This window comes from Pontibacter coccineus, assembly GCF_030546575.1.
In the GTDB taxonomy this organism is placed as follows: domain Bacteria; phylum Bacteroidota; class Bacteroidia; order Cytophagales; family Hymenobacteraceae; genus Pontibacter; species Pontibacter coccineus.
The window spans coordinates 219,394-245,487 of record NZ_JAUOTN010000005.1 but is presented as its reverse complement, the minus strand read 5'-3'; the positions used below and the strand labels follow the sequence as shown (position 1 = coordinate 245,487).

Genomic DNA, 26,094 nt, shown 5'->3' with positions numbered 1-26,094 from the left:
AACCTAAACAAATTATTATTTTCATTAGATGGATAGAAATCAAGCTATTGGCTTTGGATTGATTGCCGTGCTCCTGCTGGCTTACTCCTTCTTCTTCGCGGGTCCGAACGAAGAAGCCAACACTCCGGCATTTGACCAGACAGCCAAGGTAGAGCAGGTGCAGGTGGGGCCTGCTGTAGTCGAGGACGACTCGCTGGCGCAGGTGCGCCGTGCGGCCGCCCTGGGTACTTTCAGCGCAGCCGCAACCGGCCAGGCCAGCACCACCACCCTCGAAAACCAGAACATGACCGTTTCTTTCAACAGCAAAGGCGGCCAGGTAGAGGAAGTGGTCCTGAAGAATTACAAAGACTACAAAGGCAATACGCTGGTGCTTTTTGACAAGGAAAGCAGCAAGACCGATGTGCAGTTCACCACGAATGACGGCAAGAACATCCGCCTCTCTGACCTGTATTTTTCACCATCGGAAGTGCAGACGGTGAACGTGGGCGATGTGCCTGCCAAATCCATCACCTACCGCGCCGACCTGGGCAACGGGCAGACCATTGACCAGATCTATACCTTGTTCGACAACAGCTTTGAGGTAGGCTACAAACTGGATTTCAAAGGCCTCAACAACCAGATCAGCGGCGAGAACGTGACCTTGACCTGGAACGACCAGTTGAAGCAGTTGGAAAAAGACATGCCGCATAACCGGGCCAAGTCCACCATCAACTACTACACGGCTGACGAGAGCTTCGATCACCTCTCCATTTCGGAGGGCACGGAAACTGAGACCGTTTCGGAGCCAATGAAGTGGGTGGCCAACAAGCAGAACTTCTTCACGGCGGGCATCATCGCCACCAACACCTTCGCGGGCGCCAAGCTGGAGTCTGTGACCGATCCGGCGGATACTTCAATCGTAAAAACCCTGAACTCCCAGATCCTGATCCCGACGGCTGACCTGCTGAGCGGCAAGGGTGAGTTTACGTTCTACTTCGGCCCCAACGACTACAAGATCCTCAAGCACATGGGCAACGAGTTCAACAAGAACCTTGACCTGGGCTGGGGCATTTTCTCCTATGTGAACAAGTGGATCATCATCCCGGCCTTCGACTTTCTGGAAAACTACATCGGCAGCTACGGCATCATCATCATCCTGCTGGTGCTCTACATCAAGCTGATCCTCCTCCCCCTGACCTACAAGTCGCACATGTCGATGGCGAAGATGAAGGTGCTGAAACCGGAAATTGACGCCATAAAAGAGCGCAACGACGGCGACATGCAGAAAACACAGATGGAAACCATGAAGCTGTACGGCGAGATGGGCGTCAACCCGCTCAGCGGCTGTATCCCGATGGTACTGCAGATCCCGATCCTGTTTGCGATGTTCAACTTCTTCCCGAACTCGATTGAGCTGCGCCAGGAGGCTTTCCTGTGGGCGGATGACCTTTCAACGTATGACGTATTTGTGAACCTGCCGTTTACCATACCTTTCTATGGCGACCACGTGAGTATGTTCACGCTGCTGATGACGGCTTCCACGATCCTCTATACCTGGTCGAACAACCAGATGAACGTCTCGATGCAGGGCCCGATGAAGTACTACATGTACATGATGCCGCTCATCTTCATGTTCGTGCTGAACTCATTCCCGGCAGGTCTTTCTTTCTACTACTTTGTGTCGAACATGGTCACCTTCGGTCAGATGGCGATTATGCGCAAGTTTGTGGACGAAGGCAAGATCAGAGCCAAACTGGAGGAAAACCGCGACAAGCGCAAAGACAAGAAAAAAACGGGAGGCCCGTCGTTTACGGAGCGTATGCAGGAAGCCATGCGTGCCGCATCCGAAAAAGAGCAGGAGCGCCGCAACAACCCGAAATTGAAGAAATAGGCACCCATGTACTATACCTGATAAAAAAGCCCCGAAGCAGTTCGGGGCTTTTTTGTTTGACCATATTCGCCGTATTGCGTATAGGCCTATACCTATATAGATACCATGCGAAAGAACATACTCCCCCACCTCCTGCTGCCCTTGTCCTTTGTAGCCATTTTGGGAGCAGCCTGTCAGCAACAGACAGACGAAGAGAAGACCATTGCCAGCACACACCCGAAACTGGAGGAGCGCCTGCAACGCGACTCCTTGCGTGGGCCCGACACGTTGGAACAGAACCCGGAAATATACGAACGCTACCGCCTGCGGATGGATGCCTACCAGAGTGACGAGGCTTTTCGGGTGCAGGAGCCTTACGGGGGCCGCCTGGCTCCTTTGGATGAAGCTAGTCATGCAGATGCCTCTCAGTTCCGCGAAGCCCTGCAGGAGGGCCTGAAACAAGGCGTAAACTTTGCCGGCAGGTATACGGTGGTCACCGTGGAGTGCGGCACGACTTGCCAGGAGCATTATGTGATAGACCGCCAGGACGGCAAAATACTAGACAAGTTACAAAGCAGCACAGGCGCCCAGTTTAGCCCCGATAGTCGCATCTTCATCGTCAATCCACCGGATTCGTCCCACAACTATGTGGAATGCCCCTACTGCGAACCGGCCGCCTATGTGCTGGAAGCGGGTAAATTCCGTAAACTACCCCAGGGGCAATAACAAAACTAACCGCCATGCACACACTGCTATACCTGCTCAAACTGGGAATTGGCCTGGGATTGCTCCTGGCGTCTGGCTGCAGTGCTGCTCAGAAAAGCCATGTGCAGGCGCAGGATGCTCCTTTGCTTCATTTCCAGAAAACGCCCTGTCTCGGTACCTGCCCGTCCTACGAGGCGACCATCATGGAAAGTGGCAGCATCCGCTTCATTGGGTATAGCGATGTTCCGGTCCTGGACACGGTTATTTTCACGATCTCAAACAGGCAATTGGAAGAGCTCCGGCAGGAAGTGTCTCAATTAAACTATACCTCGCTGCAGGACACCTACCTTACCAACTGGAGCGACATGCCCTCCACGATCACGACGTTCTATAAGGCTGGCAAAGAGGTGAAGCGGGTGAAGCAGGAAGAGGGAGGACCGCAACCCCTGCTGGACTTCCAGGAGAAAGTACACACCCTGCTTATGGGTTTAGCTGATGAAGAGGCGAAGAAAAGACTGCCCATCCGATAAATGCTGCGTCATCAACAAGAGCGGCCACTGTTCTCAATTTTTTTTCATTTCCCTGTCCTTGCTATACTCTAGTCCGAAATGTTGCCTCTTCCCGCGACAGCCCCATTTTCAGTAGCTGTATCTTAATAACACTAGTTTTAAATATAGGACAAACTCCTGTTGCCGTTTTGAGAAATCAATAACTAAACCCAGTTCAGGCCGTAAAAAATTAGAGTGCCATGGCAACGAGCCATATTTGAAAAGTAATACTAATATATCATATATAGTAATAATTTTAAATTATTGACTACGATAAGTTTTAATTCAAAACAGGCTATATAAGCACGAAATGGCTTGCAGTAAGAGTTTAGAAATCAGGTATCCTGAACACAACATTTTACAGAAAGCGCATGGACTGCCTTTCATGCCAAGGGCTTGGTGGTAGTCTTGATCTTAAATCGAAACAATGGGAACAAGATTCCCAAGATAATATCTGGGTCGTGGAGTCCCCAGGCTTAATGAAGGCAAAAGAACTCCTTTGTACAAAATAATACACACAACTATGGAACGACAAACCGTAATAGGCATTTTTAAAGAAGGTATAGACGCACAGGCTGCGGTGCAAAAGCTAGAGAGCACACACCACATTGGCCGTGATAAAGTAGATATAGCAAACCCTGCCTCCGCTTCAGCGAAGCACGTGGGCAGCAGCACAACAAATAGAGACAATGACAGTGTAAGCGGCTTCTTCGGATCATTATTTGGCCAGAACGACGATGCCAGCAAACACACACAGGCAGCCCGCAAAGGCTGGGTGGTAACGGTGCATGCCGATTCCCGCCAAGAGGCTGAACAGGCCGCCGCGGTGCTGGATTCTTGTGGTGCCGTGGATGTAGACGAGACTGCGAGTCCACAGGCGGGTATGAACAGGCCGCCACAGGATACAACTCAGACCAGAACCGGACAAACCGGCGACTCGAGCCAGACGATTCCGATCATGGAAGAGCGCTTGAACGTTGGAAAACGTGAAGTAGAACGTGGCGGTGTGCATATGAGAAGCCGTATCGTAGAGCGCCCGGTAGAGGAACACCTGCGATTGCGGGAGGAACACCTTGACATTGAACGCAACAAGGTCAACCGTCCGGCCACTGACCGTGACTTCCAGAATTTTAAGGAAGGTGAGATCAATATCACAGAACGCGCAGAGGTGCCTGTTGTGAACAAGGAGGCCCGCGTTGTGGAAGAGGTAAAGATCAGCAAGCACACAGAGGAGCGTGACGAGACCGTAAGAGGAACCGTGCGCAAAACGGATGTGGACATTGACAAACAAGATCGGAATAGAGACCAGGACCTTCGTAACCCGGGCAACAAACCCGGTAACCCTCGGAACATTTAGGGATAAGTTTTTTAGATAAGGCAAGAGGCAGTCATCAGGTGGCTGCCTCTTGCTTTTTTATGGACTGAAGGAAAGCTTTGTAACAAGCAGTAGACCAGGAACTATACCTTACCATACCCGTAAAAAGTGAGAACATCGGGGCACCTTGTATGAACGAGTCTCCCAAAAAACAGCCAAAAACTATGAGCAAGAAAACAGACAAACTGAAATCGGAATTTGACGAGAAACTGCGCGAAGGCTATACCAATTATCCTCCGGATGATCGGGACATGCAGGATGCACATGGCCGGGAAAAGCTGGATGTCGATATCGCGTACAATAAGACTATACCGGTGATTGAAGAGCAGGTGCTGGTGGAAAAAGAAGTAAGGGAAACCGGCAGCGTGCACATTGCCAAGGAAGTTCACCGCGAAAATGTAGACCTGGATCTGCCGATCATACACGAGGAGGCAGAAATAGAGCGCGTTGAAATAAACCAGTATGTAGACACACCTCCCCCGCCCGTGCGTTACGAAGGCGACAAAATGATTATACCTGTACTGAAAGAAGTGCTGGTGGTAGAAAAACGTCTGCTGGTGGTGGAAGAGATACACGTAACCAGGCGTCGTACGGAAGAACACAACACAGAGCACATCGAACTGCTCCGCGAGGAAATACGCGTGGAGAGGAAGAGAAACAACCCTGACAGGCCCGAGCGCTAAGCTCATTTAAAGGAGCTGGTTTGAAATAATATAGTTCCACGGTACGTTTTATAGGAAACGAAGCAACGAACAGGCGGGTCCGGCAGCTTATCAGGCAGTCGGACCCGCCTGCTTTTAGACCGCTAAAAATGCGCTTAACTCCTGAGCAACCGCCTTTCCATCGCTCCTACCCAGAATGTGGATAACCCCTGAAATCGTGGATAAAAATATACCTCTTCGGGCGTGGAACATCATACGTTCTGTGCAAAAAACTGTATCTTTGTAAAAGTTCTATACCCGGAATGGGCTAACAGATTATAATGCCAAACTATGGAAATAACGTATTACGGACAGTCCTGCTTTCTTTTCAAAATCGGTGAGCATCGCATTCTATTTGACCCGTTCATCTCTCCCAACGAGCTGGCTAAACATATTGACGTGGACGGCATCAAGGCAGATTACATCCTGCTTTCACACGGCCACCAGGACCATGTGCACGATGCCGAGCGCATCGCCAAAAACAACGATGCCACCATTGTAGCCAATTTTGAGATCACGAGCTGGTACGAGGATAAAGGTATTGAAAAGACCCACCCGATGAACACTGGCGGTAAGGTAACGCTGCCGTTCGGCACCGTGAAGATGGTGAACGCCGTGCATTCCAGCTCCTTGCCGGATGGAACCTACGCAGGTATAGCAGGCGGATTTGTGGTGGAAACAGAGAATCAGACATTTTATTTTGCCGGCGATACGGCCCTTACCTACGACATGAAGCTGATTCCTGAGCAGTTTGACCTGGACTTTGCGCTGTTGCCGATCGGCGACAACTTCACCATGGACATCCACGATGCCCTGGTAGCGGCAGACTTTGTGCAGGTAGACCAGGTGATCGGCATGCATTACGATACTTTTCCTTATATCCAGATAGACCATCAGGAAGTGAAGGAAGTGGCGCAAATGGCCGGCAAGGAACTAATATTGATGGAGATAGGTCAGACTATAAACCTATAATTTTTAGATGGGAAAGATAATAGCGGTTGCAAACCAAAAAGGTGGCGTAGGCAAGACCACCACAGCCATAAACCTGGCTGCGAGCCTGGCAGCCCTCGAATATAAGACATTGCTGGTTGACGCAGACCCACAGGCCAACGCCACATCGGGACTCGGCTTCGACCCTGCCAGTATTACCACCAGCATTTACGAGTGCATGGTGGAAGATGTGACGATACAGGACATTATCCTGAACTCGCCGAACATCGAGTTTCTGGACCTGATCCCGTCGCACATCGACCTGGTGGGCGCTGAAGTGGAGATGATCAACGTGCCGAACCGGGAGGAGAAAATGCGCGAGGCACTGGCTCCGCTCAAGGAGGTATACGACTTCATCATCATCGACTGCTCCCCTTCGCTTGGCCTGATCACGGTGAACTCCCTGACGGCGGCAGACTCGGTGATCATACCGGTACAGTGCGAGTATTTTGCATTGGAAGGTTTGGGTAAACTCCTGAATACCATTAAGATCATTCAGTCGCGCCTGAACACGGAGCTGGCCATAGAGGGCATTCTGCTGACGATGTACGACGTGCGCCTGCGCCTGAGCAACCAGGTGGTGGAAGAAGTACAGACGCACTTCCAGCAGATGGTGTTTGATACGATCATCCCGAGAAACGTGAAGTTGAGCGAGTCGCCCAGCTTTGGTATACCTGCCCTGTTGCACGATGCTGAAAGCAAGGGCGCGATGAGCTACCTGAACCTCGCCCGCGAGATAGCAGAGAAGAACAGCGTTGCGCTGGCGAAATAACCTTACGATTACATGTCCGACAACAAGAAACAAGCAGCAGTACGCAAAGGCGGTCTCGGCCGGGGCCTTGGCTCTCTTCTGGAGGGTAACAAATACACCGGCAAAACTGCCGAATCTACCACCATTAACGAAGTCAATACCATCGCAGATATAGCCATTGACCAAATACAGACGAACCCCTTCCAGCCCCGCACGCACTTTGACCAGACGGCGTTGGAGGAACTGGCTGAGTCTATCCGCATACAGGGCATCATTCAGCCGATCACCGTTCGTCAGCTTGACCAGAACACGTATCAGCTGATATCGGGTGAGCGCCGTTACCAGGCCGCCAAAATGGCGGGGCTGACCGAAATACCGGCGTACATCCGCAAGGCCGACGACCAGCAGATGCTGGAGATGGCCCTGATCGAGAACATTCAGCGCGAGAACCTGAACGCGATCGAGATTGCCCTCTCCTACCAACGCCTGCTCACGGAGTGTAGCCTGAAGCAGGAAGAACTTGGCGACCGGGTGGGCAAGAAGCGCACGACTGTGACGAACTACCTGCGCCTGCTCAAGCTGCCGCCAGACATCCAGATCGCTCTGCGCGACAACGTGATCAGCATGGGCCATGCCAGAGCGCTCATCAACATCGACACCATCGACAAGCAGCTCGAAATCTTCCGCAAAGTGGTAGCCGAAGAACTATCGGTGCGCAAGGTGGAGGAGCTTGTACGCAACGTACAAAATGCGAGTAAAAAGCCGGATCCGCAACAAAAACTGGTCTTCAACAAGTATGATGATGAGTTGAAGGGAGTGGAGAAAAAGCTTTCTTCGCAATTTGGTACCAAAATTTTGGTGAAGGCCAACAACGACGGCAAGGGAGAGATCAAGATCCCGTTTGTGTCGGTGGAGGAACTGAACCGTATTCTGGAGATTCTGAACTACTAAGAGAACAGCATGAGGTTAGCGCCCGGTATAGCTTTATTGGTGGTATTGTTTGTGTCGCAGCTGCTGCCTATGCAAGCTAGAGCGCAGGTGGTCACATCTGGCCCGGACTCGGTGTTGGTCATTACCTCTGAAGCGGATACCACGCAGCAGAAGCAGTTTTTCCTGAGCGGCTTCAAAAACCTCGGGCGGCCTGGCCGCGCTGCGCTTTTTTCGGCCATCATACCTGGTGCAGGCCAGGTATACAACGGCGCCTGGTGGAAAGTGCCCATCATTTATGCCACTGGCGGTGTGCTGGGTTACTTTATCATCGACAACAACAACAAGTACCAGGACTTCCGGAATGCGCTCAATGCCCGTACAGACAATAACAGCGGCTTCTATCAGGTATACGACGCCTATTATTTTGACAGAATATATGGTGCTAATGTGCCAATCGGAACCAAGAACCTGCGTTCGAGCCGCGACTTCTACCGCCGTAACCGCGACCTGACAATTATTATATCGGTGCTGGCTTATGGTATGCAGATAGCAGAAGCCTACGTGCACGGCCACCTGCGCGAGTTTGACGTGAGCGACAACCTGAGCCTGCGTGTGCAGCCCGACGTGTTCCGCACACCAGCTGCCAACGGCGTCACGCCTGGACTTACCCTTACTTTATACACCCGAACTAAATGAGAATCCTGTTGATCGGCTATGGCAAGATGGGGAAAACCATTGAGCAGATGGCCCTTGCTAAAGGTCACCAGATCGCTGGCACCATTGACCATACCAATGCCGATACGCTGCAGAATTACAGCCCGGCAAATACGGATGTCGCCATCGAATTCACCCACCCGGAGGCTGCCTTTGGCAATATTTCTTACTGTCTGAAACAAGGTATACCAGTGGTTTCCGGCTCTACCGGCTGGCTTGACAGGTATAGCGAAGCTGCGGCTTTGTGCCAGGAAAACAAAGGCGCTTTCTTCTATGCTTCCAATTATAGCGTGGGCGTTAATTTGTTTTTCCATTTTAACGAATATATTGCCAGTAAAATGCAGGCCTATAAGGAGTACAGTGTCTCCATCCGCGAGATCCACCACCTCCAGAAGGTCGACAAGCCAAGCGGCACAGGCATCACTACCGCCGAAGGTATACTCGCCAGCTACCCTACCCTGCAAAGCTGGGCAGCTGATGATGATTCAGACAAATCGAAGCTGAACATTATTTCGGAGCGTGAGCCGGATGTGGTGGGCACCCACATCGTGACTTACGAATCGGAAGTAGACAAAATAGAACTGGGCCACATTGCCCATAGCCGTGCCGGTTTTGCCGAAGGCGCCCTGATGGCAGCCGAGTGGCTCAAAGACCGCCAGGGAGTGTACGGCATGAAAGACATGCTCAACCTGTAGAAACAAAACGCTTTATCAATGAAAGTAAAGTTTTGGGAGAAGAAGCCTGCAAGCAAGGCCCCTAAAAAGAAAAAGAGCTTTGCACGTGAGTGGGGCGATGCGATCCTGTTCGCCGTAATCGCGGCCAGTTTAATTCGCTGGGCTACTTTTGAGGCCTACACCATCCCGACGCCTTCCATGGAGAAGACCCTATTGGTAGGTGACTTCCTGTTTGTGAGCAAGCTGCACTACGGTCCGCGCACCCCGATCACGCCGCTGCAGGTGCCGCTCACCCACCAGACGATCTGGGGCACCAACATCCCCTCCTACTCCGACGCGATCCAGCTGAAATCCTACCGACTGCCTGGTTTCTCTGAAGTGAAGCGCAACGATGTGGTCGTGTTCAACTACCCGCCGGAGGAGCAACATCCGGCTGACTTGCGCACCAATTACATCAAACGCTGCATCGGCATTGCCGGCGACTCCATCGAGTTGCGCGACATGCAGGTATACATCAACGGAAAGGCGGCAGAGAACCCGGAAAAGATACAGTATAAGTACTTTCTGGCTACCGAACAGCGCCTGGCCGAGAAGTTCTTCCTGGAGCGTGACATCACGGACGTGATCCAGTGGCAGGGTGGTTATATTGTTGATACCTCCCCTGAGAAAGCCCAGGCCCTTGCAAAACTAGACTTCATTAAAGATGCCACCCTCCTGATGGATGAAGCCGGTAAAGGCGATGCCGAGGTGTTCCCGCATGTGCCGAGTAAGTACGAGTGGAACAAGGACAACTTCGGTCCGCTTTACATCCCGAAAGAAGGCGCCACCGTGGCTATAACGCCTGAGACGCTGCCTTTCTACGAAAAGGTGATCGTGGGTTACGAGCATAACGAGAATGCTGAGGTGCGCGACGGCAAGCTCTTCATTGACGGCGCAGAGGCCACGAGCTATACCTTCAAGCAGGACTACTACTTTATGATGGGCGACAACCGTCACAACTCACTCGACTCCCGCTACTGGGGCTTCGTACCCGCCGACCACATCGTGGGCAAGGCCGTCATGATCTGGATGTCCACCGACCCCTACGGCGGCTTCCTCGACAAGATCAGATGGAACCGACTGTTTAAAACGATCGAATAAGGTATAGCATAGGTATAGAAATGAAACCGCCAGTTCTGAGAGGAGCTGGCGGTTTTTGTTTTAAGCATTTATAAGCAAGTACTTGTTAAGAAATATCGTATATTAGATGTTTAATATACTTTGTATTAAAAAATAACATTTTAACTCGTCAGGAAGTCCCATATCTATCTTATAAATAGTGGTAGCAAGTTTTCTCCATATTATCATATAGCAGTCATAAAATATGAGCTATAGTAAGAAGCAGATCACTAAAGCAGGTAAGATTCTTTTAACTTCAAAATCAATTGAAGAGCGTAACGCTGCTCTTGAGCTTATCAATATTTGGAGGTCTAATCATCTACATCCTCTGAATGTGATGAAAAATAGTTTACTACGTCTTTTAAATCAAAATAAGATTGAGCCTCTCATTGTATCACAAAGGTTAAAACGCTTAACCTCTATTGAGTACAAACTAGATTTGAACGAAAGTATGGGACTAGGTGGTATGCAGGATATAGGTGGATATAGAGCTGTTGTTAAAGATACTAAAGACCTTTTTAAGCTTAAAAGACTCTTAGAAAAGAACACAAATAACCATACTTTAAAAAGAACTGTTGATTATGTTCATTCGCCTAAACCATCTGGTTATAGAAGTATTCATTTTATTTATGATTACAACTCTAAATCTGAAAAATATAAGGGGCTCCAATTAGAGTTACAGATACGGACAAAATTACAACACAACTGGGCTACAGCAGTTGAAACTGCTGGTATTCTCACCAAAACTTCTTTAAAGTCAAGTCAAGGCCCGGATGAGTGGCTTTATTTTTTCAAAATAGTTAGCTCCCTCTTTGCAATCAAAGAGAAACTGCCAGTATTGCAGGAGCATACCAAGTTAAGTATGGAAGAACTAATGGTAGAATGTTCTAACTGTACAGTCAAATTGAATATTATAGATATTTTAAAAGCTTTAAGAATATCTGCAAAACAAATTGAAATCGACAAATTTAATGGAGATTACTATTTGATCAATATTAACTTATTAAAGAAATTCGTACATATTACTACGTTTAAAAAAAGTGATTTTGAATCTGCTTCTGAAGAATATCTAAATTTGGAGAAAACTATTAAAGACAATGAAAATGCTGTTGTCTTAGTAGCAGCTTCCTCAATAAAATCCCTTAAAAAGGCATACCCAAGTTACTTTCTAGATACATCTGAATTTATAAGTGCATTAGAAAGGATTAATGATAACTGTAAAAGGTTGAATCTAACAAACAGCTACAAATAGAAAATTGTAAAAGATTAATCCACTTATAAGCATAAAGGTCATATCCCTATTCAACTAACAATCAATAAGTTTTTAGCAATTAATTGTTCTGTAAGTAATAAATACATTAGAGATGACCACAACGCCCGAACACGACGCACGCATAGCCAATATGACCTTTGCGTCAGTATACCCGCACTACCTTGCCAAAGTTGAAAAGAAAGGTCGTACCAAAGAGGAACTGCACCAGGTCATCACTTGGCTGACGGGTTTTGATGATGAGCAGTTGCAAAAGCTGATAGATGAGAAAGCAACCTTCTCAGACTTTTTTGAGCAGGCAGACCTAAACCCAAATGCTCAGCTGATAACAGGGGTGATCTGTGGTTATCGGGTAGAAGCAATTGAAAACCCGCTGACAAAACAGGTCCGCTATTTAGACAAGTTAGTAGACGAACTGGCAAAGGGTAAAAAGATGGAGAAGATCCTGAGGACGACATAGCCAGAAGCTGCAAATAACGCTACAAAATAAACCATGAAAAAACACTTGCTCAGGTATAGCCTATACCTGCTCCTACCCTTCCTCACGCTAGCCTGTACTCAAAAAATGACAACTACTGCCAGCAATCCCCAAACCGGACAGCAAGTGATCGAGGCCATGCACCGCCATTGGGAAAACAAATGGTATCCGAATTTCGCCTTCGACCAGCGCGCCATTTTCTATAAAGATGATCAGGTAACTCGCGAGGAGGTCTGGCAGGAGATCTACAGCTATCCCGCCAACCTGCACATCCGCTTCGATGGCTTTGAGACGGGCAACGGCGTGATCTACAACCAGGACACGGTCTATACCTTTAAGGAAGGGCAACTGGTGAACAAACAACATTCCATTCATCCGCTGGTACTGCTTAGCTTCGATGTGTACTTCTATGACCCTGCCACCACCATCCGCAAGGCACAGGAGCTGAACTTTGACCTGAGTCAGTTTACGGAAGCTATCTGGCAGGGCCGCGATGCCTATGTTGTCGGCACAACCGACCCGAACGACCAAAGCCGCAGTCAGTTTTGGGTAGACAAAGAGCACCTGTATGTGGTGCGCATTTTAACAGACAGCAAAGGCGTAGCACGGGATGTGGAGATGAACAACTACCAGGAAATCGAGGGGAACATGGTGGCAACCGAGATCGTGTTTAAAAACGACGGTCAGTTATTTCTGCGCGAAGAGTACTTCAACATCTCCTTCCCTGAAAAAGTAGACCAAAGTTGGTTTGATCCGAAGCAGTTTACAACTACAAACTGGAAGAAGTAACCAACTTGCGGGAAGCGTTGGAATTCGTATAAAAGTATAAAGGGGCCTAAAGCCCCTTTTTCCATTCAAGTATACCTGCCTTGCCATTTCGACCTGGGGTAGGGATCCTCGTTTTGGGAGAAATCAGAAACAGTGCTTAAACTTTAAGAAGCTCCAGATCTCTCCTATTGTCGAGAAGACAAAATGTGGCCTTACCAGTCTATCGGCTCTTTGCCCTGCGCTTTCAGGTACTCGTTGGCTTTACTGAAGTGTTGCGTGCCAAAGAATCCCCGGTCGGCGGCGAAAGGCGAAGGGTGGGCGGCTTTGAGGACCAAATGCTTGCTTTCGTCAATAAAGGCACCTTTTTTCTGCGCATAGGCGCCCCACAACATAAACACGACGCCGGTTTTCAGGTCATTCACTTTAAGCACCACCGCGTCGGTGAACTCTTCCCAGCCTTTTTTCTGGTGAGAGCCTGCATCGCCGGCACGTACGGTTAGCGTGGCGTTGAGTAAAAGAACACCCTGTTCGGCCCAGCGTTCCAGATTTCCGGTGGCCGGTAGGTCTTTGCCGAGATCGTTTTTGATTTCCTTGAAAACGTTGACCAGAGAGGGAGGTATACGCACACCGTCCTTCACCGAAAAAGCCAATCCGTTTGCCTGATTAGGACCATGGTAGGGGTCCTGGCCTAAAATAACTACCTTTACCTTATCGAAGGGGCAGTATTGGAAAGCGCTGAAAATCTGGTTGCCCGGCGGGTAAACTTTTTGAGAGGTGTACTCGTCTTTAACAAATGACACAAGGTTTTTGAAATAGGGCTTTTCAAATTCTTCTTGCAGGATATTCTGCCAGCTTTCTTCTATCTTTACATTCATAGTAGTCTGTAGGGGTATGGGGTTTGCCTGGTAACAGGTAGCAGGCCTTGGAGGGCTATACCTGAAACGGATTCTAATTATACAAAAAACTCTGTAACATGGATACAAAAACTACAGAAGGAGTAAAAGTAACGGTCACGACCAACTACCTGCCCGATTACTCCAGTCCGGTACAGCAGCACTTCGTATTTGCTTATAAGATCAGTATAGAAAATAACAGTGAGTTCACGGTGAAGCTTTTGCGTCGCCACTGGTACATCCACGACGCCACCGGCACGATGCGTGAAGTGGAAGGGGAAGGCGTGGTAGGCCAGCAGCCCGTGCTGGAGCCCGGCGAGTCGCATGAGTACGTATCGGGCTGCAACCTGAAGACAGGTATGGGCAAAATGCGCGGTACCTACCTGATGGAGCGCATGGTCGACGGCAAGCAGTTCCATGTCACCATACCGGAGTTCTCGCTCATCGTACCGTACAAGTTGAATTAAATTGTTGAATTGCTGATTTCGCTATACCTGAATTAATCGTTGCTGGTTAAAATTGTCGAATTGTTCATTTGGCTATAACTTTATTATTGCTAATTGTTGCATTGCTAAATTGTTGAAAGGGTTATACCTTTAATTTTTGGAAAATGATGGTTTCAGCGTATTTATTGTTCTCCTAAGTAAGGAGAAACAACAGTTTAGCCATCAACAATTTAACAATTTAAAAAATGCTCCCCTTCCACCTTGCGGCAAATTACCTGCTCTACCGCCTCAGGGCTTTTAAGCTGCACGGAGTCCACTCCCCTTTCGTATTTGAGCTGTACCAAAACGTGATTCTGCACGAGGGCGGCTACTATGCCTATTCGCTGATTGAGGAATTGCGGGGTTCGTTGTTGCTGGAGGATCGTGCTATACCTGTCACCGATTTTGGGGCCGGGCCTAAGGCGGGATTGAAGAAAAACCGTAAGATCAGCTACATTGCCCGCACTTCGGCTAAGCCAGCCAAATACGCGCAATTGCTTTTCCGATTGGTAGCCCATTTTCAGCCCAAAACCATCTTTGACCTGGGCACTTCGCTGGGTATTACTTCCTCATACCTGGCCATGGCGAACAAGCAGGCCAGTGTCTATACCTTTGAAGGTTGTCCGTTTATTGCCGCAGAAGCGAAAGCAACTTTTAAGAAATTGGAACTGAAGCACGTACACCAGGTTATCGGCAACCTGGATGATACACTGGCACGGCAACTGCAGCAAGTAGAGCAGCTCGACTTTGTGTTCTTCGATGGGAACCACCGCTACGAACCCACCATGCGCTATTTCGAGTCCTGCCTCAGTAAGCACCACGAGCACAGTGTGTTTGTGGTGGACGATCTGTATTGGTCATATGAAATGAAGCGGGCCTGGCAGCACATCAAGCAGCACCCACAGGTATGCCAGACCGTTGACTTGTTTTACATCGGCTTGGTGTTCTTCCGAAAAACGCAGCCGAAAGAGCATTTTACACTGCTGTATTAATCGTTTTCTTTTACTACCTGCGCCTGCCAGCCGCCATACACACCCTTAAACTCTTCGGCTAACTGCCACAAACCCAGGGTAGTGGCATGGATCTCTTCTTCGGTAACGGCCTGCACTTTCGCTATCACGATGCTGAAGGGAACATCCGTCTCGTTTTGATTCTCACCTTCCTGCACCACGGTATAGCCGGTATCTTCTGCCTCACTTTTAAAGGCCGCGCGGTCGGTTTCCGATGCGAAACTCACAAAATGCGACACGGGGCGGGGAATGTGGTGTTCATCTCCCTGCTCGGCCATCATGCGCAGAATGCGATTGTTTTTGATACTTTGCATATCAACTGGCTCCGGAAAAAGGAAATCCAGGTATAGGCCCCAATCAGGGTCGTGGAGGGTGTTGGAGGCGAAGGTATAGTCCGGAAACTGTTGCATGATGTTAGTGGCAATCACTTCCGGCAGGGCCTCCTGGCCACTGTAGAAGTAAAAGCTGCGCTTGCCGTCGTGCAGCAGTTTGCCCACAAATGCTGCCTGCAGTGAGTTTTGAAACTCCTCCACCAGCGCTTCTTCTATCGCCTCCAGCTGCTCCCACTCCGCTTCATCGGCAGGAAAGCCGTCTGCATCGGGTTGCTGCAGGGCCACGACTAGCTCAAAAGCCCGGTGCTTCTCAGGTATAGGCGCCTCGTGTTCAAAAGCCAGATCGACGCTCACGCAAGCCGGGCGCTCGTTGATGTCGCAGAAATAAACTTCCCACTCTGGGGTATGGGCAGGTACGGTCATAGGTATAATCTGAAAGAAATAAGGAGAGCATCAACACCAGTCAATGCTCTCCTTTCATACGTGAATGAGTTACTTAGCGAATCGCCTGACGGATGCGGACCAGCTTCTGGAGCAGGCCTTCGAGCTGGTCGAGTGGCAGCATGTTGGCGCCGTCTGACTTGGCAACGGAGGGCTGCGGGTGTGTTTCGATGAAGAGTCCGTCGGCACCCACCGCAATGGCTGCTTTGGCAATCGTCTCGATCAGGGCAGGCTTACCACCTGTTACGCCTGAGCTCTGGTTCGGCTGTTGCAGCGAGTGCGTAACGTCCATTACCACTGGCGCTCCGGTTGTCTGCATTTCAGGCAGGTTACGGAAGTCCACGACCATATCCGAATAGCCGAAGCTGTTGCCACGATCCGTCAGGATCACCTTGTCGTTACCGGACTCGCGTACCTTGTCCACTGCAAAGCGCATGGCCTCACCGGAGAGGAATTGCCCTTTTTTGATGTTCACTACCTTGCCGGTGTTGGCGGCAGCTACCAGCAGGTCCGTTTGGCGGCAAAGGAAAGCCGGAATTTGAAGCACATCCACATATTCAGCCGCCATAGCCGCCTCAGGGCTTTCGTGGATGTCCGTTACGGTAGGGATATCGAATGTCTGGCTCACCTTCTGCAGGATGCGCAGTGCTTTCTCGTCGCCTATACCTGTAAAGGAATCCAGGCGGGAGCGGTTGGCTTTGCGGTAAGAGCCTTTAAAAATCAGCGGAATTTCCAGTTTATCAGTAATGGAAACGAGTCGCTCGGCTATCTGCAGGGCCATTTCCTCGCCCTCGATGGCACAAGGACCGGCCATCAGGAAGAAATTGCCGGAGCCGGTATGTTTTAATTTCGGTATTTCGAACATGATCAGTATCTAAGTTAAGCCTTCCGGCCTGCAAATTTAGTCAGATGCGGGGGGAAAAAGAAATGAGTGATTGCGTGAATTAGTGATTGAGTGAATTGTAGATTATTGGAAGGTTAAATTGTTGATAGTTGAATAGTGAAGGTCATTGTAGGGACAGGTCGTGTCCTGTCCGCGCGATGGCTGTGCTTTGAAAAAGGAATGGCTTAATCCATCCCTGCCTCTCAAAAGACCAAGAAATGATCATTCGAAAGGAATAAACTCCAAACCCAATGTCATTCTGTTAAGAAACTTGTTTAAAGGGAGGTTAAGCTTAAACTACTGGCAACCAAGATCCTTACAGGATGACAAATATTGTTGTATAAAGTGGATCTGCTCCTAAAATGAAATTTCGGTGCACGATTCGGGCAGGTCGCGACCTGTCCCTACAAATCCACTAACTCCTAAACTCCCCTCTTCCTCAATTCCACAAACAGCTCTTTCCCTTGCCGTGGCTGGATGGAATTGTTAGCTGTTTCGAAGTGCAAAAAATCAAAGTAAGGCTCGAAATAGGTGCTGTATTCTTCGCGACTGCCGCCAAAGGGTGGTCCAGTGTGCTCAAATGTAGTATCGAAGAGCAGGCCAACGAGTTTTCCTCCTGGTACGAGCAGTTCGGCACATTTGCGGGCGTAGTTGGTTCGGAGCTGCGGATCGATGGCACAGAAGAAGGTTTGCTCTATGATCATGTCGAATCTGTCGTTGAGCTCAAAGAAGTCCTGCAGTAGCAATTGGTCTTTGGGGAAGTCCGGCACCCGTTCGGAAAAGCGCTGTAGGGGCGCCTCAGCAACATCGGCTACATAGGTATGCACAAAGCCTTTCCGGAAAAGATACTCCGCTTCGTAGGCATTGCCGCAGCCCGGAACCAGTATGCGTTGGCCCTTGTTAGGCATCTGATCAAAATAATCGCGGAGGGGCGGCGTTATAGCCCCAACATCCCAACCCGTCTGGCCCAGTTGGTAGCGGTTTTGCCAGTAGTCGGCATTAAATTCTTGTTTCATCTTGTATGATAATACAGCAAAAGTCTTAAATTTGAAACTTGCATACGCACCATTCCAGACAATAAAAGCTTAAAAAATGAGTACGCTGGAAAAAAAAGACACCCAAAACGAACATCAGCCCATGAACCCTTCTGAAAAAAGAAGCAACCGCAAACTCCTCATTAGTGGTCTCCTTGTCATCCTGATCAGTATCAACGGCATTCTGCTATACATGAACTATCAGAAAAAAGAGAAAAATGAGGAGCAGGCCGAGGTGATCCGTGTGAAAGATAAGGAGCTGGAGAACCAGATAAAAGTTTACGAGGCCCTGAAAGCTGATTTTGAGCGCCAGAGCCAGGAGCTGCAGGCCATGGGTCTTGAGAATGACTCGCTGGAAGCACAGATCGCTTCTATTTCATCTGACCTGAACGAGCTGCGCGGCTTCCGCAAGAGCAGCTACAGCCTGGCCGACCAGCGTCGTTTCCGTGACCGTGCGCAGGCCTTTGAGCAGCAACTGAAGCAGAAGGACCAGGAGATCGCCACTTTGAAAGAGGACAACGAAGTGCTCTTTACGGAGAACACCTCGCTCAAAACAACCCAAAACCGCCTCAGCGACAGCCTGACCACCATGAAGTCGACAAACGATAACCTGGTGGAGAAGGTGAAAGTGGCCTCCAGACTCGAAGCCCAGCGTATGAATGTGCAGGTGGTTAATAAGCGTGGCAAAGAGCTGGATGACAAAGACAACGAGTTCAAAATCAGAAACGTGGAGAAGATTCGCGTGGCTTTCAACCTGGGCAAAAACGATGTGGCACCACGTGAGCCGAAGACGATCTACATGCGTTTGATCGAGCCGGATGGTGCAGCGCTGTACAACCTGTCTACCGGCTCAGGCTCTTTCGAGATTGATGGCCAGGACATGTACTACACGGCCAAGCGCGATATTGTATTCGACAACACGCAGCAGCAGGTGAGCTTTGTATACGCTAAAAACGCCGAGTACAAAAAAGGCCAGCATACTATTGAGCTGTATGCCGATGGCTTCCTGATCGGAACCACCAGCTTTGTGCTGAAATAGCAACATAAACCCTAAAGTCTGAAAGCCCCGGTCTGTATGGCCGGGGCTTTTTTGTGCTTGTTTATACCTACACAAGGTATAACCTGACTAATTGTTGTTGCAGGTATAGGTCTAGGTTAATTGCTTATACTTTGTTAGTATAATTGCTGCACTAGGTAGGTATAGCTGCCGGCATCAGCATACAGAAATGCCAAGACCACTTGTAGCATAGCTTTCAGGTATAAAGGATCGGTTTATCATTTCAACCGTCATCAATTTATCAGTACAACAAGTCAACCATCAAGAATAGGTATAGCCGAGTTAACAATTTAACAATACAGCCATCAACAATTTAAAAATCAACAAGTAAATCCATAAAAAAAACCCTTTCCTGGGGAAAGGGTTTTAGTCCATCGTTCACATGAAATTCTCTAATGCAGGCATTAGAATTTAATCAACAAGAAATCTTTATTCCACCAGCATACTACTGCGGTGCTGTATTACTTTAAAACTCTCCACCATCTTCACCGACTCGTGCACGTCTTCTGTGAAGATGGCTACAAAGGAGTCCGGCTCGGCGTTTTCCAGTGCATAAGCGATAGCACGCATTTCTTCCGGTATCACCTTCACCTGCTTGTGCGGCGCCACGTCCTCTATACCTTGCAACATTGGCAAAGTGATCTCCTCAGGAGTCTTGCCGCGCAGGTCGTTGTCGAGGCGGATGATGATCTCGTCGAAGATCTCCCCTGCCACACGCCCCATTTCGTAGAAATCCTGCGTTCTACGATCTCCAACGCCGGCAATGATGCCAACCTTGCGCGACACGTCCAGGTCCTCCATAAAGCCTCCTATGGCCTTCAAACCGCCCACGTTGTGCGCGTAGTCCACCAGCACCTCCAGGTTCGGGAACTTGAACAGGTTCATGCGACCCGGCGTTTTGTCCGGTGAAGGTATAAAGGTGCGCAGTGCACGCTTAATGTCTTCTATGTCAAAGTGCGATACATAGCCAGCCAACGCGGCGGCCAGTATGTTTTCAATGTTAAATTTCGCTCTTCCTCCAAAAGTCAGCGGTACATCCCCCACCCTGTCGATGCGGATCTTGTAACTGTTCTTGAAGATGGAGATATACCCGTTTTCAAAAACTGCCGCCAAACCGCCTTTGGCAATGTGCTTGAGTATGCGCGGATTGTTCTCGTCCATACTAAAGAAGGCAACCTTACACTTCAGCCCCTCCGCCATGGCGTATACCAGATCATCATCAGCATTCAGAATGGCGTATCCGTCCTTACTCACGCTTTTCGGGATCACCGACTTCACATTGGCCAGGTCCTCCAGGGTATGGATATCACGCAGACCCAAGTGATCGGAGCTCACGTTGGTCACAATGCCAATGTCGCACTGATCGAAGCCTAACCCCGAGCGCAGCAAACCGCCACGGGCGCATTCCAGCACCGCAAAGTTTACGGTTGGGTCTTTGAGCACAAATTGCGCACTGTAAGCCCCGGTTGTATCGCCTTTCTCGAGCAGTTTATCCTGTATGTAGATGCCCTCGGTGGTCGTAAACCCTACCTGATAGCCCTTGCTCTTGACCATGTGCGCGATCAGGCGCGTCGTGGTCGTCTTCCCGTTGGTGCCTGTCACGGCCACAATCGGGATGCGGGCCGGCTTAGTATGCGGAAATAGCATGTCAATAACCGGCTCAGCAACGTTGCGCGGCAGCCCGTACGTCGGCGAAATGTGCATCCGGAAACCAGGCGCCGCATTCACCTCCAAAACGGCTCCTCCGGCTTCATTCAATGGGATGGCAATGTCGGTTGTCATCACGTCGATGCCGCAGATATCCAGCCCCACCAGACCGGCAATTCGTTCGGCCATCAGGATGTTGTAAGGATCCACTAAGTCAGTAACGTCAGTTGCCGTGCCTCCAGTACTTATGTTCGCCGTACTTTTTAAGTATAGTACCTCCCCTTCGGACAGAACCGATTGAGTAGTAAGCTCTTTGGCCTTTAAAATATTTTTGGTGTGCTGATCAATATTAATGCGGGTCAGGGCCTTTTCGTGTCCCACACCCCTTCTCGGGTCTCTGTTAGCCTGATCAACCAATTGCTTAATTGTGGAAATACCGTCTCCTGTAACCATAGCCGGCGTGCGCATGGCAGCGGCCACAAACTTCTTGTTGATGACCAGTAGGCGGAAGTCGAAGCCCTGGATGTAACGCTCCACCATCACGGCCTCTGCATACTGCTTAGCGGCAGCCAGGCCTTTAAGTGCATCTTTCCAGTTGGTGATGTTGATGGTAGCGCCCTTGCCGTGGTTGCCGTCCAGCGGCTTGAGCACCAACGGGTAGCCGAGTCGGTCAACGGCGCGTTTCAGTTCTTCCTGGTCGTAGACGGTGGTGCCTTTCGGGACAGGTATACCTGCTTCGTCCAGCAGTTCCTTGGTGGCGTTCTTGTCGCCGGCTATCTCCACGGCGAAGCAGGCGGTGCCGCAGGTCATGGTGGCCTGAATGCGTTTCTGGTTCACTCCATAACCTAGTTGTATGAGCGAGTGCCGGTTGAGGCGGATGTAAGGTATACCGCGGCTCTGTGCCTCCGACACAATGGAGTAAGTGCTTGGACCGAAGTACTCATCTTCCCGAATCTGGTGAAGCCGGTCGATGTCTTCGTCGAGCTTATACTTCTCTCCTTTGATCAGCGCTTCGGTGATGCGGAGGGCAGCGTGTGCGGCATACTCGCCGGCGCGCTCCTCCTGGTACGAGAAGATGACGAAGTGCGTGCCCTGCTCGTGTGCCATGTAACAGCGGCCGTAGCCGCACTCCATACCTGCCAGTGTTTGCAGTTCCAGGGCGATGTGCTGCAGTACGTGCCCGAAGGTAGTGCCTTCTTCCACCGACTTAAAGAATCCGCCAGCCACGCCTTCGCTGGCGCGGTGATCGTACATATCGGGGAACATCCGTTTAAGTCGGGAAGCAAAGCCGGGAACTTCGTGGGTAAGGGTATCAGCCAGTTCTTCCAAATCCAGCTTGAGTACGATAATTTTGGGATGCTCAACAGACCAGTAGTTTGGTCCGCGCATGATGCGCAAGTCTGTAATCTTCATGGGAATGGGTAAGCAGCTTGTTTTGCCTGTCAGATATGTTGTAGGTATTGAGAGATACAGCAACCGTAAAATTGCCTGCTTGCAATACGTTTAACTCTGACAAAGGATATAGGCCGTTTTGAAAATTTACCGGGCTAAAGTGTGGGCAATTATGGATTAGCTACTTAGGTATAGGAAGACCTTCAGGAAGTGTTAAAAATACAGTCAGCGGATGGGGGTAGGTATAGCTTCGCCATTACTTTCAGTGACTATACCCATCACTGCTGCTCTCGAGAGGGGAGTTTCTACTGCCTTACAGGTATAGGTGTTGTAGGAAATTCACCCATCTCAACCTTTCCCTAAGAACAGGGGAAGAAGTTGTGCACGATTAAGTCATCCCCTGCCCCCTTCGAAGGGGGACTTTACCTACTCCATCTGTCATCCTGAAAGGATCTTGGTTGAAGGGAAAACAGGCAGTTGCTATGATACATCCCTGCCCCTCTCAAGAGAGGATTACTGTTATCGCCATTTCAAGGTATAAGCGCTGTATTTACTGTTTTGCTATACCGGGTCCAACCACCTCTAACCCCTCCTTATCCTTTAAGAGGGCCCCTACCCCCAGGCGGGGAATCTGTAAATACCAATCCAGAGGTATAAGTATTGTAGTAAATGAACATTGAAAGGTATAGCAAGACATACTTGCACTGAACCTACGAAGTAGAAAGCCTTGCCCGGTGCACTTTTACGATACTCCACTGTTCGAGCGTTCAGCGAGTTTGGAGGATCTTGACTTTTTTGCTTACTTTTTGTGTCAAGACAAAAAGTAAGTGCCCGCCGCACAGGCGAAGCTACAAAGCAAAATAGCTTGTGGTATAGAAAGACTGGAGCTACGCTAAGTATAGCCATACCGGCAGTTATACCTATACCTGGGCCAGAGGCCCCACCATAGTAGTCACGGGCGTGGACACTCGCGCCATAGCTTTTCAATCTAAGTAAGGTTGGGGATGAACCTGAAGGCAAAAAAAAAGCCCGGTCAGGTATACCGACCGGGCGATTAAGAAGAGGTAACGAGCGGATTCGAACCGCTGTAGCAGCTTTTGCAGAGCTGAGCCTAGCCACTCGGCCACGTTACCCTGATTGGAGTGCAAATATAAGCAGAGATGTATGCTTATCAAACTATAAGGCCATATTTTTTAAGCGCCAGCAGGTATAGCGCTAAGTATAAGCCCCTTATTTTTTAAATAGAATGCGCGAGATTATTTAGGAAGCGGTGCTCCTACCGGTACGGCGCAGTCGTGGCCCGGCTGACCGTGAGGCGGATTAGTGCCGGCTGCAACAGAACCAGATACCTGCGGCTGGAAAGCAGGCTGCGGTGCCGTCAGTCTAGGCTGCGCTGGCAGATTAAGTGGGGCACCCACTTCGATGTCGCAGCGGTGGCCCGGCTGGCCGTGCTCCGGATTCAGGGCCACCTGGCCTGCTGGCGCGGCCGTAGCAGCGTTACTGCTGGTTGGTGCAGTGGTGGACTGGCTGGCAGCTGTGCTGGTTGTCTTATTGTCTTCTGAGCAAGCGCTGAAACCGATCAGGGCAGCAGCCAGCAGTACGTTAACAGTTGTTTTCATGCAATGATTTAGAAAATTGTGCGACCTTCTGCTGCTGCCATCCATTTGGCAGATCAGGGCGCTTTTGTTACAACCGACAAGCTACCAAAAAGGTGCCGCAAAACCAAAGCCCTTCCGACATACGGTTACTTGTGCCTGTTCAAAAACTCTTTCGGCCTGCTATAACTTTATCGTCCGTTTCCGGGTATATTCAGAAAAACCATTATGCGCATCCGGCATGGTCCGAAACAGTTGCAGCCAAGCTGTCGTACCCAAGCTTGTTTAGACTGTTAGCCTTTACTATAACACATTATAAATCCTGGCCCTATCAGCCAGTCAGCGGTGCAGAAGGAACCAGGTCGCTGGCCCTATACCTTCGAGAGCCCGTAACGTTTACCTTTATGAACAGACTTCTATTCCTTGATGCATTAAGGGGCATTGCCGCACTCTCCGTGGCCCTTTTCCATTATACCTCCGTGTACCGCAGCCTGTACGGCCACAGCTTCTCCCCTGCTTTCGATTTTGACTATGGCTTGTTCGGAGTAGAGCTTTTCTTTATGATCTCCGGCTTCGTGATCTTCTTCAGTTTCGACAGGATCAAGAGCGGCGGCGAGTTCCTCTTTAACCGTGGCATTCGTCTATACCCGACCTACTGGTTCTGTATGATCACGACCTTTGTGGTGATACAGGCATTTGGCCTACCCGGCTTTGAGACCACCTTTGCAGATATGCTCGTGAACCTGACCATGTTCCAGAAGCTGGCCCGCGTGCCGGATGTGGACGGCGTATACTGGTCGCTGTTCTCTGAATGGATGTTCTATTTAATGATGCTCGGCCTGTTCATGACCAACAACCTGAAGCGCATTCTGTGGGTAGGGCCTGTTTGGGTCTTGCTGAGCCTGGTGCACAAATATGCCTTCAGCTTCGGACCGGTGGGTGCAATACTTAACTTATACCACGGCGTGTTCTTTTATGCCGGCATCCTCTTTTACCTGTTCATGAAGCAGCCTGAAAAGAAAAATGTCATCTTCGGGCACCTGCTGTTTAGCATCGCCTGCATTGTAGCCTTATACCTGCCGGAAGGACTGCCACACACGCTGGTCGTGATCTCTTTCTTCATCGTCATCTACCTTGGGCTGCTGGGCAAAATGGAGTTTCTGGTGAACAAGGTGCTGCTCTTCCTGGGGAGCATCTCCTATGCGCTCTACCTGATCCACCAGTTTATTGGCTACGTTATCATCAACGAGACCAGGCACCTGTTCGGCGACAGTCTGCTGGTAATCGTGCCGCCGCTGGCCATTACCCTCACGGCCGCCTGGCTGATCACAAAGTACATTGAAAAGCCGTCCGTGAGCCGCCTTAAAACCTGGTACAAGCAACGCTCCGGGCATGCCTTGCCACAAGAGAAGAAAGTGCCTGTCAGTGGTTTTGCCAAGCCGGAAACAGTCCCCACGAAGTAGGTATAGCGGGTCTGAAATCAGTACCCTGTCTGCGTATAGGCGACAGCCAACTCCGCTCCCAGCCGGGCATTGTGCTTGATCAGGGCAATGTTGGCGTCGAGGCTTTCGCCATGGCTGTGCTCTGCGATATACTTTAAGAGAAAAGGGGTAACGGCTTTGCCTTTGATATGCTGCTGCGCGGCGGCATGCAGGGCCTGGGTAATGTACCACTCCATTTCCGGTGCCGGCACTTCGAACTTTTCAGGTATGGGATTGGCGATCAGTACGGCCCCATCCAGACCCAGCTCCCACTTGGCGCGCAGGAGCCTGGCTATTTCCTGGGCAGAATCCAGGCGCAAGGGAGAGGCAAAGCCACTTTGGCGGGAGTAAAAACTCGGAAACGCATCCTGCCCGAAAGTAACAACCGGTATACCTTGCGTTTCCAGGTACTCCAGTGTCAGCCCGATATCCAAAATCGACTTGACACCTGCCGATACCACCGCGACGGAGGTTTTCCCCATTTCAGTCAGGTCCGCTGAAATATCCATCGTGGTTTCAGCGCCCCGGTGCACGCCACCGGTTCCGCCCGTTACGAACACCCGTACACCTGCCATGGCGGCAAGGCGCATGGTCGTGGCCACGGTCGTAGCACCGTCCAGTCGCTGGCTAATGACGTAGGGCATATCCACCAGACTCACTTTCCAGACATTCTTCGCCTGGCCCAGGTGCTCGATCTGCTGCTTCGCCAGGCCTACACAGCACTTGCCGTTCAGGATGGCGATGGTGGCAGGTATAGCGCCTGCTTCGCGCACCACGGCCTCTACCTCTAGGGCAGTCTGCACGTTCTGCGGATAGGGCATGCCATGCGCGATAATGGTTGATTCCAGTGCCACCACCGGCTTGCCTTCGGCCAATGCCTGCTGCACTTCGGGGTGAATTTCTAGGTAGGAGTTCATGGGGTTATGCTGGTTC

At 50.1% G+C, this 26,094-nt stretch carries 25 protein-coding genes and 1 tRNA gene; 18 read left to right on the top strand and 8 right to left on the bottom strand.

Annotated elements, in window-relative coordinates; translation table 11 throughout:
• The first annotated feature begins 28 nt into the window (after positions 1–28).
• The 14 genes from yidC to Q4E40_RS13705 all read left to right on the top strand — a co-directional run bounded on the left by yidC (position 29) and on the right by Q4E40_RS13705 (position 12,932).
• Entirely contained in the window at positions 29–1,870 is a 1,842-nt protein-coding gene (gene yidC / locus Q4E40_RS13770; protein WP_303412938.1) for a membrane protein insertase YidC, read from the top strand.
• Between the two features lie 105 nt (positions 1,871–1,975).
• Positions 1,976–2,575, top strand: coding sequence for a hypothetical protein (locus Q4E40_RS13765; protein WP_303412936.1), 600 nt, complete (start codon positions 1,976–1,978; stop codon positions 2,573–2,575).
• Between the two features lie 14 nt (positions 2,576–2,589).
• Entirely contained in the window at positions 2,590–3,084 is a 495-nt protein-coding gene (locus Q4E40_RS13760) for a DUF6438 domain-containing protein (protein WP_303412935.1), read from the top strand.
• A gap of 541 nt (positions 3,085–3,625) precedes the next feature.
• Positions 3,626–4,459 (top strand): YsnF/AvaK domain-containing protein, encoded by an 834-nt coding sequence (locus tag Q4E40_RS13755; RefSeq protein WP_303412933.1) that lies wholly within the window; start codon positions 3,626–3,628, stop codon positions 4,457–4,459.
• Positions 4,460–4,641: 182 nt separating this feature from the next.
• On the top strand, positions 4,642–5,160 hold the full coding sequence (locus Q4E40_RS13750; RefSeq protein ID WP_303412932.1) for a YsnF/AvaK domain-containing protein: 519 nt from the start codon (positions 4,642–4,644) through the stop codon (positions 5,158–5,160).
• Between the two features lie 309 nt (positions 5,161–5,469).
• The gene (locus tag Q4E40_RS13745; RefSeq protein WP_303412931.1) at positions 5,470–6,150 is read left to right on the top strand and encodes a metal-dependent hydrolase; all 681 of its coding nucleotides are present in this window, start codon (positions 5,470–5,472) and stop codon (positions 6,148–6,150) included.
• 7 nt (positions 6,151–6,157) lie between these two features.
• Positions 6,158–6,940: a ParA family protein gene (locus Q4E40_RS13740; RefSeq protein ID WP_188502623.1), complete on the top strand. Its 783-nt coding sequence runs from the start codon at positions 6,158–6,160 to the stop codon at positions 6,938–6,940.
• A gap of 12 nt (positions 6,941–6,952) precedes the next feature.
• Positions 6,953–7,870, top strand: coding sequence for a ParB/RepB/Spo0J family partition protein (locus tag Q4E40_RS13735; protein ID WP_303412928.1), 918 nt, complete (start codon positions 6,953–6,955; stop codon positions 7,868–7,870).
• A gap of 9 nt (positions 7,871–7,879) precedes the next feature.
• A complete protein-coding gene (locus Q4E40_RS13730; RefSeq protein WP_303412927.1) occupies positions 7,880–8,545 on the top strand; it encodes a DUF5683 domain-containing protein in 666 nt (221 codons plus the stop codon).
• Complete coding sequence (gene dapB, locus Q4E40_RS13725) at positions 8,542–9,258, top strand: 4-hydroxy-tetrahydrodipicolinate reductase (protein WP_303412926.1); 717 nt, start codon at positions 8,542–8,544, stop codon at positions 9,256–9,258. Before Q4E40_RS13730 ends, dapB begins: the two co-directional genes overlap by 4 nt.
• 18 nt (positions 9,259–9,276) lie before the next feature.
• Positions 9,277–10,377, top strand: coding sequence for a signal peptidase I (lepB, locus tag Q4E40_RS13720; protein WP_303412924.1), 1,101 nt, complete (start codon positions 9,277–9,279; stop codon positions 10,375–10,377).
• 223 nt (positions 10,378–10,600) lie between these two features.
• Positions 10,601–11,647, top strand: a complete 1,047-nt coding sequence (locus tag Q4E40_RS13715; protein WP_303412922.1) for a RelA/SpoT domain-containing protein — start codon at positions 10,601–10,603, stop codon at positions 11,645–11,647.
• A gap of 112 nt (positions 11,648–11,759) precedes the next feature.
• Positions 11,760–12,125 carry a DUF2200 domain-containing protein gene (locus tag Q4E40_RS13710; protein ID WP_303412921.1) on the top strand — a complete coding sequence of 122 codons (366 nt, stop codon included), beginning with the start codon at positions 11,760–11,762 and terminating at the stop codon, positions 12,123–12,125.
• 33 nt (positions 12,126–12,158) lie between these two features.
• Entirely contained in the window at positions 12,159–12,932 is a 774-nt protein-coding gene (locus tag Q4E40_RS13705) for a LolA-like protein (RefSeq protein ID WP_303412920.1), read from the top strand.
• A gap of 191 nt (positions 12,933–13,123) precedes the next feature.
• Here the strand turns inward: Q4E40_RS13705 and ung are convergent, their stop codons facing one another.
• Complete coding sequence (gene ung, locus Q4E40_RS13700) at positions 13,124–13,786, bottom strand: uracil-DNA glycosylase (RefSeq protein WP_303412919.1); 663 nt, start codon at positions 13,784–13,786, stop codon at positions 13,124–13,126.
• A 98-nt stretch (positions 13,787–13,884) separates the two neighbouring features.
• Between ung and apaG the strand changes: the two genes are divergently transcribed.
• Entirely contained in the window at positions 13,885–14,271 is a 387-nt protein-coding gene (gene apaG, locus Q4E40_RS13695) for a Co2+/Mg2+ efflux protein ApaG (RefSeq protein WP_007654728.1), read from the top strand.
• Positions 14,272–14,495: 224 nt separating this feature from the next.
• Positions 14,496–15,281, top strand: a complete 786-nt coding sequence (locus Q4E40_RS13690; protein WP_303412917.1) for an O-methyltransferase — start codon at positions 14,496–14,498, stop codon at positions 15,279–15,281.
• Here Q4E40_RS13690 and Q4E40_RS13685 read toward each other — a convergent pair.
• The 3 genes from Q4E40_RS13685 to Q4E40_RS13675 form a co-directional block, all read right to left on the bottom strand.
• The gene (locus Q4E40_RS13685) at positions 15,278–16,054 is read right to left on the bottom strand and encodes a DUF695 domain-containing protein (RefSeq protein ID WP_303412916.1); all 777 of its coding nucleotides are present in this window, start codon (positions 16,052–16,054) and stop codon (positions 15,278–15,280) included. The genes Q4E40_RS13690 and Q4E40_RS13685 overlap by 4 nt on opposite strands.
• Before the next feature lie 73 nt (positions 16,055–16,127).
• Positions 16,128–16,937 carry a 3-deoxy-8-phosphooctulonate synthase gene (gene kdsA / locus Q4E40_RS13680; RefSeq protein WP_303412915.1) on the bottom strand — a complete coding sequence of 270 codons (810 nt, stop codon included), beginning with the start codon at positions 16,935–16,937 and terminating at the stop codon, positions 16,128–16,130.
• Positions 16,938–17,377: 440 nt separating this feature from the next.
• The gene (locus tag Q4E40_RS13675) at positions 17,378–17,971 is read right to left on the bottom strand and encodes a methyltransferase domain-containing protein (RefSeq protein ID WP_303412913.1); all 594 of its coding nucleotides are present in this window, start codon (positions 17,969–17,971) and stop codon (positions 17,378–17,380) included.
• Positions 17,972–18,047: 76 nt separating this feature from the next.
• On the opposite strand from Q4E40_RS13675, the gene Q4E40_RS13670 reads away from it, so the two are divergent.
• Complete coding sequence (locus Q4E40_RS13670; protein ID WP_303412912.1) at positions 18,048–19,028, top strand: hypothetical protein; 981 nt, start codon at positions 18,048–18,050, stop codon at positions 19,026–19,028.
• Positions 19,029–19,475: 447 nt separating this feature from the next.
• On the opposite strand, the gene cphA is transcribed toward Q4E40_RS13670, so the two are convergent.
• From cphA to Q4E40_RS13655, 3 genes are all read right to left on the bottom strand, one after another.
• Positions 19,476–22,106: a cyanophycin synthetase gene (gene cphA, locus Q4E40_RS13665; protein ID WP_303412910.1), complete on the bottom strand. Its 2,631-nt coding sequence runs from the start codon at positions 22,104–22,106 to the stop codon at positions 19,476–19,478.
• A 1,041-nt stretch (positions 22,107–23,147) separates the two neighbouring features.
• Positions 23,148–23,218, bottom strand: a tRNA-Cys gene (locus Q4E40_RS13660).
• A 123-nt stretch (positions 23,219–23,341) separates the two neighbouring features.
• Positions 23,342–23,704 carry a hypothetical protein gene (locus Q4E40_RS13655; RefSeq protein WP_303412909.1) on the bottom strand — a complete coding sequence of 121 codons (363 nt, stop codon included), beginning with the start codon at positions 23,702–23,704 and terminating at the stop codon, positions 23,342–23,344.
• A gap of 380 nt (positions 23,705–24,084) precedes the next feature.
• Between Q4E40_RS13655 and Q4E40_RS13650 the strand changes: the two genes are divergently transcribed.
• Positions 24,085–25,143 (top strand): acyltransferase family protein, encoded by a 1,059-nt coding sequence (locus Q4E40_RS13650; protein WP_303412908.1) that lies wholly within the window; start codon positions 24,085–24,087, stop codon positions 25,141–25,143.
• A gap of 17 nt (positions 25,144–25,160) precedes the next feature.
• Here Q4E40_RS13650 and Q4E40_RS13645 read toward each other — a convergent pair whose 3' ends face one another.
• Entirely contained in the window at positions 25,161–26,078 is a 918-nt protein-coding gene (locus Q4E40_RS13645; RefSeq protein WP_303412907.1) for a pseudouridine-5'-phosphate glycosidase, read from the bottom strand.
• Positions 26,079–26,094 lie beyond the last annotated feature (16 nt).